The sequence below is a fragment of the Vibrio sp. CCB-PB317 genome (genome assembly GCF_022808245.1).
In the GTDB taxonomy this organism is placed as follows: domain Bacteria; phylum Pseudomonadota; class Gammaproteobacteria; order Enterobacterales; family Vibrionaceae; genus Vibrio; species Vibrio diabolicus.
On sequence record NZ_JALGNU010000001.1, the window covers coordinates 834,531 to 846,941 of the forward strand.

At 42.7% G+C, this 12,411-nt stretch carries 11 protein-coding genes and 1 other RNA gene; 3 read left to right on the forward strand and 9 right to left on the reverse strand.

The window, feature by feature from the left end; all coding sequences use genetic code 11:
- Positions 1-9: 9 nt before the first annotated feature.
- The 5 genes from MTR11_RS03870 to smpB all read right to left on the reverse strand — a co-directional run bounded on the left by MTR11_RS03870 (position 10) and on the right by smpB (position 5,570).
- On the reverse strand, positions 10-2,427 hold the full coding sequence (locus MTR11_RS03870) for a DEAD/DEAH box helicase (RefSeq protein ID WP_140382952.1): 2,418 nt from the start codon (positions 2,425-2,427) through the stop codon (positions 10-12).
- Positions 2,428-2,564: 137 nt separating this feature from the next.
- Positions 2,565-2,843 carry a helix-turn-helix transcriptional regulator gene (locus MTR11_RS03875; RefSeq protein ID WP_000115789.1) on the reverse strand — a complete coding sequence of 93 codons (279 nt, stop codon included), beginning with the start codon at positions 2,841-2,843 and terminating at the stop codon, positions 2,565-2,567.
- 397 nt (positions 2,844-3,240) lie between these two features.
- The gene (locus tag MTR11_RS03880; RefSeq protein ID WP_243327044.1) at positions 3,241-4,467 is read right to left on the reverse strand and encodes an integrase domain-containing protein; all 1,227 of its coding nucleotides are present in this window, start codon (positions 4,465-4,467) and stop codon (positions 3,241-3,243) included.
- 183 nt (positions 4,468-4,650) lie between these two features.
- Positions 4,651-5,018: a transfer-messenger RNA gene (ssrA, locus tag MTR11_RS03885) on the reverse strand.
- A 66-nt stretch (positions 5,019-5,084) separates the two neighbouring features.
- Positions 5,085-5,570 (reverse strand): SsrA-binding protein SmpB, encoded by a 486-nt coding sequence (smpB, locus tag MTR11_RS03890; RefSeq protein ID WP_005391476.1) that lies wholly within the window; start codon positions 5,568-5,570, stop codon positions 5,085-5,087.
- 118 nt (positions 5,571-5,688) lie between these two features.
- Between smpB and MTR11_RS03895 the strand changes: the two genes are divergently transcribed.
- Positions 5,689-6,132: an SRPBCC family protein gene (locus tag MTR11_RS03895; protein ID WP_005391473.1), complete on the forward strand. Its 444-nt coding sequence runs from the start codon at positions 5,689-5,691 to the stop codon at positions 6,130-6,132.
- Positions 6,122-6,475, forward strand: coding sequence for an RnfH family protein (locus MTR11_RS03900; protein WP_005391471.1), 354 nt, complete (start codon positions 6,122-6,124; stop codon positions 6,473-6,475). The genes MTR11_RS03895 and MTR11_RS03900 overlap by 11 nt, the downstream gene beginning before the upstream one ends.
- Before the next feature lie 105 nt (positions 6,476-6,580).
- On the opposite strand, the gene bamE is transcribed toward MTR11_RS03900, so the two are convergent.
- The 4 genes from bamE to nadK all read right to left on the reverse strand — a co-directional run bounded on the left by bamE (position 6,581) and on the right by nadK (position 11,443).
- Positions 6,581-6,940, reverse strand: coding sequence for an outer membrane protein assembly factor BamE (gene bamE, locus MTR11_RS03905; protein ID WP_005391468.1), 360 nt, complete (start codon positions 6,938-6,940; stop codon positions 6,581-6,583).
- A 330-nt stretch (positions 6,941-7,270) separates the two neighbouring features.
- Complete coding sequence (gene recN / locus MTR11_RS03910; protein ID WP_104969114.1) at positions 7,271-8,935, reverse strand: DNA repair protein RecN; 1,665 nt, start codon at positions 8,933-8,935, stop codon at positions 7,271-7,273.
- Between the two features lie 167 nt (positions 8,936-9,102).
- On the reverse strand, positions 9,103-10,293 hold the full coding sequence (locus tag MTR11_RS03915) for a DUF3103 domain-containing protein (RefSeq protein ID WP_243327045.1): 1,191 nt from the start codon (positions 10,291-10,293) through the stop codon (positions 9,103-9,105).
- A 265-nt stretch (positions 10,294-10,558) separates the two neighbouring features.
- Positions 10,559-11,443, reverse strand: coding sequence for an NAD(+) kinase (gene nadK / locus MTR11_RS03920; RefSeq protein ID WP_005391462.1), 885 nt, complete (start codon positions 11,441-11,443; stop codon positions 10,559-10,561).
- A gap of 146 nt (positions 11,444-11,589) precedes the next feature.
- Between nadK and grpE the strand changes: the two genes are divergently transcribed.
- Positions 11,590-12,186 (forward strand): nucleotide exchange factor GrpE, encoded by a 597-nt coding sequence (gene grpE, locus MTR11_RS03925; RefSeq protein WP_012842091.1) that lies wholly within the window; start codon positions 11,590-11,592, stop codon positions 12,184-12,186.
- The last annotated feature ends 225 nt before the right edge of the window (positions 12,187-12,411 follow it).

Here is a 12,411-nt window from a genome sequence, read left to right on the forward strand (position 1 = left end):
CTCAATTCTTTAGCTTTCACTGTCTCTAAAGCCGTCTAGTTTTGCGTAGTTAGATGTTCTTTGGGAAAGAGATAGCTTCGCTTTATTTGTTGTTCCGCTAAATCTACCGATTTCAAAACCCAGAGACTTCATGAGTTGTCCAAAATACAGCATCTTTTTATTTGTCGTGCTGTTTTTGTTGAGTGATAGGGGGATGTGAGTATCTTTGTGCAGTGTCCAATTGACTAAGTCCCGACTCTCGATCATCAGATTAATAAACCCTAAAACCTGCTCCCTATGGACCATGATAGAAGGAGATTGAGAATTAAACTGATGTCCGTTGAACAGACTCTCACTGATTAAATTCGCCAAGCGGCGATATTTTGAGTGTGTGCTGTTATCTTCGTTCGGCGCTGGAACAGAAAATAGCTTGTCGAAGAGCTTTCTGTTCTTAGAAAACAGGAAATGAAACTCGACATCTTCTTTCGTGACTTCAGTCAGCTGATAGTAGCTTTTGATTGTATGCTTCGAGATGGCTGCGTTGTCACTAGCTGTGCGCTTATCTGCCTTCATAAGCCGTTTGATATCATGCTGGTTTAAATCGACAGCTTGCATAATGGCGTTGACTAACGCCTCTCTGTAAGCTTTTAAATATTGCTTGTTCGTTTTAGACCCACAGCTCTGTGAGTACACAGAGGATGGCAGCGAATCTACATGAAAGCCGAGTTCCTTCAATGTGATCCATAGATGTAGTCCCAGAGGTGCGGTGAACTGTGATTTCACGTTACCGAATGCAATCTCTAGGTTGTCTGTGGGCGCTGAGTGAATATTCGCATTGTAGACTCTTTCTCTTGTCGGTCGGCAGAAGAAGTCTTGATGGGCATCTACAGTAAACCAAATCTCCTTTGCTTTGCGGAATCGACGTGCGAAGTTAACTAGTTCAAATGGATTTAGTGTTTTGTCACAGAATACGATAACTCTATTAGCGAAATCTTTGACGATTGAGAAGCCTGACCCTAGACAGGGAGAAGCGATAATCGCTTTGTATTTGGAGATTTCTTCATTCGGGTTAGCCAGAAAAGCACGTTGTGCGTCCATTCCTTTATTCTCCCCGTGAATGACTAGCACACCATCGTTTAGAGCCGCAGTCTCACTATCTAAACCTTGCTTGTCCTCATAACCAAGTTGTTTAACAACGCCTCGAAGCGTCACTAGTGAGTCAAAAAGAAACACCTTGTCCTCCAATAGTTTGGACTTGAGATCACCCTGACTATAAAGGTACTGATTTTTATCTGTGATAACTGCTTCAATTCCCATGTATGGGTTTTTGTCGCAGTGGATTAAAGTCACGTCACCTCGTAAATCCTTCAAGAAGCCTAAACTAATATCGGAAAGATCAGCATCCCCCACAATGACTTGTGGAATGGAGCGAATAATATCAGACAAGCAATGAAAGACGCGTTGTTTGGGCATTTGTAGTGAATGCTCCGAGCACACAACTGTTGAAATTACTTTCTCAAACTCATCGATAATCAAGGTATCAGCATTGTGGCAATATGCTTGGATATGCGCTTTCCACACACTATTGACGACTAATCCCATCGCTTTCGACTGTTCAAGCTGAGTTAAGTTTTGAGTGGTATAGCTGACCGCATGATTTTGAATGCAGTATTGTTCTACTAAAGCCATCAGGTGAGAAAGATATACCACTGATTTATTGTTTTGCTCAGCTAGCTGAGTAATAGGGCCAAAGACGTGTTTCGTTTTACCAGTCCCTGTTGCAGATTTAATCGCAAGGGTTCGCTCATTGGCTAGCGCTTCGCACACTTCTGGACAGTCGAGAGTTGAAGTACGGATTGTTTTCGTCGGCGTTCTAAGCTTCATAAAATCTTGAACTGACGAATGGTAGTGGTGTAGCTGTAGTTCAAGGCAATCTAAAACTTTGCTTAGGAAATTACTGTCTTTGTGAAGATAGAGGCGGTAAGTCCTCAAGCATGATTGAGCATCGGAACAGATCAGAGGAATTGTACGGACTAATTTTTTAGCTAGCCAGTCAATGATTTCGTCACCCAGCATGCCGCAATTCGTCAACTGATAGCAAAGAGATAGATACTGGATTGTATCGTTGTAGTCTTTCAGACTGTAGAGTCGCTTTGATGCTAAATCATAAAGATCACACCTAGCGTCGCGATAATTAATCATCATGAAATCCACAGCTTGAGCAGGGAGCTTTTTTGAATCAATGATTAACTTGATGTTATTGAAGCCAGCATCACGGTAATAGCGGATAACTTCAGCCAGGTTGTTTTTGTCGTTGCGAACAGCAACGACCCTGTACTTGTCATGATCGAAGCTTAGAGACTCGCCGTTAAGAATGGCGACTGAGCAGGACTCTGTTGAACGAACCAGTGTATGTTCTGAGGCTTGAGATTGCGCGATAACGTTCATTTATTCTTATTCCTAGTAGAACGTAAAAGTGCAAAGTTTCTAAGTAATATATATAACTAAAGAACTCTGCACTTTTACCAGCATGCTAAAGCATGCAGTAAACAATTGATTTATTTGTGCTTAGTGAGAGTTTTTAGTTATGCGGCTAATGCATAGAGACTGTTGTCGAAAAGAGACTGTCTTTGCTCAACAAGATGAGAAACAGTTTGCTGTAGATCTTTGCCTAGTGCCATGGCTGCGATAATTGCATCGACCTCATGAGACAAGAAACCAACAGAGTTTGCACCAAGGGGAATTGAAGGTGGGAATGTTCCATCGTTAATTTTGCGGTGGAGAGTCGCTCTTGAGAAGGGTACGCGTTGTAGAACGTCAGATTTACGTACGATTTTTAGAAGAGGAGTTGTATTTACAGACATAACGATAACCTATGTTAATTCATGTCTAGCACCGCCTTCATATTCTAATACTTACACTGACCCACTGAAATTTAACTTCAGCAAAGCAATAATAACCTAGGACTGAAACCTTTATGTTGGTAACAGCCTCACCCTTCGCAACAGGAGGGATGGTGTTGTGTATGTAATAAAATAAAGAAGTCTTAAAAAAGACTCAGAAAATTAAGTTAGTGCTAAAACAATAAAAAATAGTTAAACCGAAGTTTAACGAGCATAAGGCTGTTGCCGCGGAGCGGACTTTAAATGTCTGTTTCCTAAGTGAAAATTAAATATTTAGACGCGATTTAAAATAATGTGGATGATTCTCATCGTCAATACAAAATCACCCACACATCATTAAAAATGTGATGTTAGTCACTTAAGTTTCGGATTTTGCTATAGTGTTGGCGTTTTTAGAAGCATCAAGTATGAAATTGCTCCACCAATCCATGATCTTTCGTCGCTCTTCCAGATATTCAGCATTGTTGTAGATGTCACGAATCGTGTTCTTGTCTACGTGTGCTAGACACAGCTCAATAGCATCTTTGTTGAAGCCCTGTTCGTTGAGCGCTGTACTGCCGATGGAACGCATACCGTGACTTACCAGCTTTCCTTTCATTCCTGCACGTTTTAGAGCTGCGTTGACGCTCTGACTGTTCATGTGCTGGTCAACTGACTTTGAACTGGGGAAGACATAGCGTTGTCCGTAGGAGATGGGCTTCATAAAGTTTAAAAGCTGAATAGAAGCATCTGAAAGAGGGATTCTGTGGTCGCGCTTCATTTTCATTTTCTCTTTGCCAATGACCCAAAGTTTGTTTTCGAAATCAATTTCACTCCATTCAGCAGCGGCACACTCAACAGGACGGGTGAGGGTGTGGAGTTGGAATTCAAAAGCGCAGCGGGTAGCAAGCTTAATATTGGCTAACGACATCGCTTGCATAAGAGTATGAAGTTCGTCTGGGCTGATAGTACTCATGTGATCAGCTTTCGACTTTTTAAATGCATGCTTTATCCCGAATAATGGGTTGGACTGAATCTTTCCGCAATTCACTGCGTAGTTCATCACTTCATTTATTCGCTGACATACTCGTTTAACTGTCTCTAATGCGCCCTTTGCTTCTACTGGTCGTAAAACTTGAATCACAATTGGGGCAGTTAGCTCACTTATCGGCATGTTACCGAGGTTGGGAAAGATATGTAGCTCCAGAGATCGCCAGATATCGTTGGCATAGTCTTCCGAAACGTCATGCTTTTTTACTTCAAACCATTCTTCGGCAACTGATTTAAGAGTTGATGACTGAGCTATCTGTGCGGTAATGAGTTGGTTATCCCTGTGAGTTTTTGGATCAATACCTTCAGCGACCTGTTGGCGCATCTCTCTTGTTTTTTCTCTCGCGGACGCGAGAGTTATGTCGGGAAATGCACCAAGGCTGATGTTCTTACGTTTTTTAGTTGTTGGGTGGATGTAGTTGAAAATCCAAAGTTTTGCGCCATTGGGCTTTATACGTAAGTACAGACCGTTGCCATCGGCAAGCGAATATTCTTTCTCTAAGGGCTTAGCTTTGGTTACTTGAGTTGGTGATAAAGGCTTGATTTGCTTAGCCATTTTAATGGTTCCTTTCTGATGTAACACCAATTTGTGTTGTTATTGGTTAGTGTTACGCAGAATGTTACTAAATGACTGAGATTAAGTGAATCTTGATGAGACGCCCTGAACCACTTAAAGCTAGATGGGACAAGGGTTTAGAAAATAAAACGGGACGTCCTGAGACGTCCCGTTACTAGTGATTGGTGGAGCTGGCGGGAGTTGAACCCGCGTCCGAAAACCGTTCATCATTGGTACTACATGCTTAGTCGATCTTTAATTTCGCCACCCACCTGCGAACCGACACGCTAATGAATGACTAGCCTGAATTAAAATTCGCCGTTCATCTCTCAGGCGGGAGAATCCGGGCTAGCGCGTTTGGGTTTGATCCCTCGTTATTCCCCGTCTTACGTGCGGAAGCTAGGGCGAGAGAGCTCTGAGCAGGTTATTAAGCTGCTAGTGCGTAGTTTTCGTCGTTTGCGACTATTTTTTTGCGGTTTGTTAACGAGGCCTACCGCACCTCGGCATGCACCTCAGACTTCTGAATTCCCGTCGAATCCTAAATCAGCCCCAGGTAATATTCGCATAGTAACAGAAAAGCATTGACTGTCCAGTACTATGCGTTTAATTGGTCAAGATTAACGCAGTGTACTCTTCATTACACGTGCTTTCTCTCTTGCCCAGTCTTTTTCTTTTAAATCCGTACGTTTATCGTGCAGCTTTTTACCTTTTGCTACGCCAATTTTTAGTTTCACCCAAGAGCGAGACCAGTACAGAGAGAGCGCCGTTAATGTCATACCTTCACGGTTCACACGTCCGAATAGGTTGTCTAGTTCACGACGACTCATTAGTAGTTTACGCACACGTGTGGGGTTCGCCACAACGTGTGTCGATGCCTGATTTAAAGGAGTGATTGTCATGCCACTCACAAAGGCTTCACCGTCACGCATAAATACGTAACTTTCAGAAATATTGGCTTTACCTTGGCGAAGGGCTTTCACTTCCCAACCTTGGAGCTCCAAGCCAGCTTCGATTTCATCATCGATGAAATACTCGTGGCGAGCTTTTTTATTCAGCGCGATAGTATTGCTACCCGCTTTTTGTTTCGTTTTTTTCTTTGCCATAATAGCGACATTATACGGGTTGGATATCGGATAGGAAATCCTTTTATTTGCGCAATCGTGGAATAAAAGTAAAATTGGCAGGAGCTTTAAATCTGTACATGTATCGATAGGAGTATGTATGAAGCAAGTCAGCCGTTCTGCGCTTGTGTCTTTTAGTGCTGAACAGATGTTCAATCTGGTTAACGATGTTGCTAAATACCCTGAGTTTCTGCCTGGTTGCTCGGGCTCTAGAATCATTGAGTCTTCGGGTAATGGTATGGTGGCTTCTGTCGATGTGGCGAAGGCTGGTATCAGCAAAACGTTTACTACTTCAAATGAGCTGATCCCAGGCCAAGCAATTATGATGAATTTGGTGGATGGTCCGTTTAAGACATTGCGTGGTGGTTGGATTTTTACCGCGCTAGATGAGCAAGCTTGCAAGGTTGAGCTAAAGCTTGAGTTTGAATTCTCAAGTAAAATGATTGAGATGGCCTTCGGTAAGGTTTTTAACGAGCTTACCAGTAACATGGTAAATGCATTCACTAAACGCGCAAAACAGGTCTACGAGTGTTATGAGTATTGAGTCAGATATGATTCACGTAGAGGTTGTCTATGCTCTTCCTCATGAACAGCGTGTATTTAATTTAGTGGTGAATAATCACGCAACGGTAGAAGAGATCATTCGACAATCTGGCGTGTTAGAGTTATACCCTGAAATTGATTTATCTAAGAATAAAGTGGGTGTGTTTAGTCGTAATGTGAAGTTAGATGCGACCGTTCGAGATCGAGATCGAATAGAGATATATCGTCCGTTACTCGCAGACCCGAAAGAGATTCGTCGTAAGCGGGCGGAGCAGGCTAAAGCCGAGGGGAATGCAGACCCAGTCACCGGTGGTAAGCCTAGCTCTGTACGTAAGAATAAGTAGACTTGATATCAATCCCAATGGATGGCGTCATTGATTCAAAGTGTGATTGCGCGATATCTAGATAATAAAAAACCTCTCATGTGAGAGGTTTTTTGCAAAAGTCGTTTACTGAATCTGCTCGTAAAATGCGTCACTTTTTGGGAAGTCACCACTGATATCTGCGAGCGTGCCTTGGTCGTTAAAGTTAACGATCAGGTCTTTTTGCACTGGATCACCGTGACCAGGAGTATGGTGATAAATGTAGTACCAAGTGTTTGGGTAGCCGTTTTCAATAAGCATTGGCGACCCTAGTACGAAGCGAACCTGTGCTTTAGTCATCCCAAACTTTAATTTATCTACCGCACTTTGTTCTACATAGTTGCCTTGGTTGATATCAATGCGATAAACCAGTTTTTCCAATACCGAACATCCTGTCAGCAATGTCATTGCTAATGGTACGGCAACTAACCACTTCTTTAATTGCATAATAATTTCTTAGTAACCTTTAAAATACTGCGCTGATAATAAACAAGCTCGACGCAGATGTAAAAAGCTATGCGTCGTATGATAGGAAATCTGACAACGAATTTTGAGTTGAGTTGCATTTATTGATTCTCTCACATGTATGTTTATGTCGATGAGCGGTTTTCTATCCAGTTTAAGCGGTAACTAATGACAAATAGCCAAGTTATTGAGCTACGGGGTGGCACTGACCATTATTTCGAAAGGGAATCAGCACCCAAGCACTTTGATATGGTGATGGGGGAGGTAGAGTCACGGAGCAGTGTTCGTGACTCTATCTTTGGAAGAGCATGGCTAAGCGGCGATGAGGAGCTCTTTGGCGTTTGCAAGGGTAGAATCTGTAATTTGGCTACCTCCAAGTAGGCGAGCTAATTCTGCCACACGTTGTTGTTCATCTAATGCGTGCATTTGTGTTTCGGTTTGGCCAGCTTTTGTTTGTTTAGCCACGAACATTTGTTGATGGCCACAACCCGCAACTTGAGGGAGGTGAGTGACACACAATACCTGAGTAGACTCGCCAAGCTTGCGTAGCATTTTGCCGACTACAGCTGCTGTTGGACCACTAATACCGACATCCACCTCATCGAAGATCAAGCTTGGTGTATCCACTTTCTGAGCGGTAATCACTTGGATAGCTAATGAGATGCGTGATAGCTCACCGCCTGACGCAACTTTTGCTATAGGTTGCAATGGCTGTCCTGGGTTGGTCGATACTAAGAAGCACACACTGTCCATGCCAAGTGGTGATGGGTGTGTGTTTTCATTGCTGACTTCGATATTGAATACCGCTTTTTCCATGCTCAATTCGTGCATGCTTTGCGTGATCAGCTTATTCAGCTCTTTAGCGTAACGGCTGCGTGATTTGTGTAGTTTTTCTGCTTGGTTTAGGAAGCTTTGGTACTTTTGTTCCACTTCTTGCGCGAGTTCATCTAAACGTTCATCAGAGCAATCTAACGCTTCTACTTGGGCCAGAAGATCTTGGTGATGTTGGTATAGTTCTTCTGGCATCACGTGGTGTTTGCGAGCAACAGACATCACTTTAGAAAAACGTTCTTCTACATAAGCCATACGAGCAGGATCCACATCGATGCCATCTAGATAACTGCGTAATTCATTCTTCGTTTCTTCCAGTTGAATCATCGCTTCTGACAACATGTTGGGTAGCTCAGATAGCTTTTCATCTAACTCAGCTAGTTGAATTAGGGAGTGATTGGCCGATTGCAAAATACCAAGCGCATTGACTTCTTCACCTTCGTAAATAAGTTCGATGGCTTGCTGACAGGTAGTGGCGAGTTCACCACTATTGGATAGTCGTTTGTGCTCTTGCTCGAGCTCTGCAAATTCTTCTTCACCTAGCGATAACTCATTTAGTTCTTTGATTTGGTATTCAAGCAACTGTTTTTGCGCCTGGTTTTGCTGGCTATTTTCTTTTAGTTGCTTGAGGTTATTGTCTGCCTGACGCCAATGTTGGTAAGCACTTCGTGTGCTTTTTAGTAGGTTCAGATGACCTGCATATTGGTCGAGCATAGCCATTTGGTGTTCGCTTTTCATCAATTGATGATGAGCGTGTTGCCCATGGATATTGATCAGCAGTTGCCCTAGAGATTTGAGTTGTGATAGTGGGACAGGACTGCCATTAATGAAGGCTCTTGAGCGACCTTCTTTTGTGATGATGCGACGCAAAATACATTCACTGCCATCAAGCAGATCGTTATCTTCTAGCCAACGCGTTGCATGTAGGTTGTTGTCCAGTAAAAAAGCGGCACTAACTTCGGTTTTTTCTTCACCTTGTCGAACCATGCCAGCTTCGGCTCGTCCGCCTAAGCAGAGCCCAAGTGCATCGATAGCAATGGATTTACCCGCGCCTGTTTCACCTGTGATGGTGGTCATGCCCTTAGACAGCTCGAGTTGTAAAGACTTAACAATCGCAAAATTATTAACACTTAGATGAGCCAGCATTTTTATTTACCTGTATAACTGAACAACACTGTATAAGAGAACAGTATATACTGTTTCTTTATACAGTAAAGACAGGTGAGAAAAAATTTCTGTGTGGGGTGCTTTTTTGTGATGAAGTGGGAAAAATGAGCCGAAGTGATTACAACGACTCATTAAAATTGAACAGGTTACGGACGAGTTGGGTTAATCGTGAGCGGCTCTAATGTGACTACTGCATTCACACCAGCACCTGGATGATCCACGTATGATGTGTCTTGCATTAGTGTGTAGTAAACGTCGACGAAGTCATCATCATTCGTTAGGACGCCGTCAGGGATAGTGTCGATGATCTTATTCGTGATTTGCGGAATAATCGCGTAAGCCTGAACTTCTGGATCTGGAATCGCTTTCAATACTTCTTCGGCAACTTGAACAAGGAGTTTTGCCAACTGTTTATAGTCTGTACCATCATCTTGTTCCATGAGCACGATATCCGCAGCGCCCCAGCGGTAACGAGACCAGTGAATAATGATCTGATTTGGGTAGTAATCTTGGTTATCGTAGTCTAAGTATGGAAGCTCTACTAAATCGAGAGTCGGTTCATCACGACTTGGATTAACGCCCGTTACGATAGCGTAGATTTCTGCCTTGCCAGAGATCCAAGGTTCTTTGTCATCGGCTAGACGGATCTTTTTCAACTGCGTTGTTTGAATTGGAGCCGCTTCGCCCACTGTGCTACTTGACAATAGCGGTGCATTTTGGCGTTGTTCATCAGCAATATATGGTTGAACTAAAGCTGGCTGACCGAGTTTTTTCATCTCAGCTTGCATAGCTTGCAAGCCTGCTTTTAGCTCTGCAGAGCTGTTGTTATCAACAACGAGTACAGGTATCTCAGGGAGTTGGTAAACATCGAGTTGATGGATGTTGCCATACACATCAAATGCTTCGATATATTGCCAATTCTCATCATCACCACTTGGTTCAAATGCAAATAATGGCTCGACCTCGCCACTTTGCCATGCTGTTATCATGCTCTCATTCGCTAAACGAACTTCCAGCAACTGATCTGAGTATTCAGAAATACCTTTCCAGCTACGAATTTGAGTGTCAGCTTGTACAAGCTGACGGCTAAACTCGGAGTTGGGGTTTTGTTGAACAAATGCTGATACAGAGACGCTAGTCTGTTGTGGAGTAATATCTCTTCTCAACATGGGTTCAATGGCAGCATAGTTCTCACTCAATTGTTGAGCGAGGGCACGCTTCGTCTTAGTGATATCTTCCGCTTTTGCGTTGGATACACTGTTGACTTGCGTTTCCTCTGATTGGCAGCCAATAAGTGCTAATGTACTGAGAACAGACAGAATGATGGTTTTCTTCATAATATGTCCTTTATTGATTTTATGAAATAGAGTTAATACTCTATTCATGGTGAGAATATCACCGGACATAGATCATTGAATTTGCTTTTCTATCTTTTGTGTAAACTTTGCCCACAGGATCAAAATTTATAAACTTCTCTTTAATGACAGCAAATATCGTGTCGCCTCACTACTTTGTGTCTATTTCTTGTCTAAGAAAGCCAAAAGCCAGTGGCAATTAAGCTGCTGGCTTTTTTATTGAAGTCATTTCCCTGAGTAACAAGTGTTAGAATAATTTACTAGACCAACCAAGCTTGTTACGTAAAACGTGATAGTAGCTGTAGTCTTTGGGATGGATGAGTTTGAGCACATTTGGACTTTGATAGATGTGGATTTCGTCTCCTGGAGAAACAGGGAGAGACACTTGTCCATCACAGCTAACTTCTTGTGTTCCTCGGTTTTCTGGTGACACCACCAATTTAATTCGACGCTTTCCATCAACCACCAAAGGTCGACTCGACAAGGTATGAGGGAACATTGGCACGAGTGAAATGGCATTCAAGCTCGGCGAAAGAATTGGACCGCCGCCAGAAAGCGAATATGCGGTCGAGCCCGTTGGTGTAGAGACAATCAAACCATCTGCTCGTAAAGAGAAGGCGAAGCTTTCATCAATGTACACTTCAAATTCAATCATATGGGCAATTTGCCCTGGGTGAAGTACAGCTTCATTTAGCGCAGCGTTGTGGCTTTTAATTTGCCCGTGACGGTGTACTTCCGCTTCTAAGAGAAAGCGCTCTTCTTCAATATACTCACCGTCGAGTACCGCTTGCAGAGACGCTTGGAACTCGTCTGGGTTTAAGTCAGTTAAGAAGCCTAGGTTTCCACGGTTCACCCCTATGACTGGAACATCAAATCGGGATAAAATTCTTGCCGCGCCTAGCATGTTGCCATCCCCACCAACCACAATGGCTAGATCGGCATTTTTTCCTAGTTCAACTAAACTGGCAAATTGACTCTGCGGGATATCATCCAGTATTGCGGCAAGGCGATCGTCAATAAATACTTTATAGCCTTCAGAGGTCAGCCATTGGTACAACTCTTTATGAGTTTGAATTGCTTGTTGATCTCTTGGTTTTCCGATAATCGCGATCACGTTACATGGATTTTTCATAGCATTTCCGCATTAAAGAGGCTTGAATCAGGAATCTTCATCCCCATAATAATGGCAAGTCACCTAAATATGCGAATTTTTATGTGGTTAAAGCCCGCAAAAACGCGCATGGCTTTAAGGGCATTATGTTGAATTCTGGAGATATCATGAGCAACGAAGAAAACAAAGTTACAGAAGAAGAGCTTGATCAAATCATCGAAGAGGCTGAAAAAGTAGAAGCTGAAGCACAAGAAGTAGAAGCTGAGCTTGAAGAAATTGGTGATGAGACAGACGCTAAGATTGCTCAACTAGAAGCGGCACTATTGTCTAGCGAGGCAAAAGTAAAAGAGCAGCAAGATGCGGTGTTGCGTTCTAAAGCTGAAGTAGAAAACATGCGTCGTCGTACCGAGCAAGAAATCGATAAAGCACGTAAGTTTGCGTTGAACAAGTTTGCCGAAGAGTTGCTTCCTGTTATTGATAACCTAGAGCGTGCAATTCAAGCGGCAGATACAGAGAATGAAACGGTTAAGCCGTTCCTAGAAGGTGTTGAGTTAACACATAAAACGTTTGTAGACGTTGTAGCGAAATTTGGCTTGAAAGCAATCAACCCTGAAGGTGAAGCATTTAACCCAGAGTTCCATCAAGCGATGTCGATTCAGGAGAGCCCTGATCATGAATCAAACACAGTTATGTTTGTTATGCAAAAAGGCTACGAACTAAACGGCCGTGTGATTCGTCCGGCAATGGTAATGGTTGCTAAATAACCTTAACTGCCTGTTTTCAAATATAAAGCGCCCATCATTTTTTGATGGGCGCTTTTTTGTTTTAAACGTAAGTTGTTGTAATGAGCTTCATTGTATATCGATAAAATGGAAGTTTGATCCCCTTCATATTTTTTCTTATTGGTTAATTATTTTCCTATAGGAGATTTCTTCTCATCTCACTGCGTGTTTATGAACGAAGAGGGCTATAAGTAATTGTAATCATTC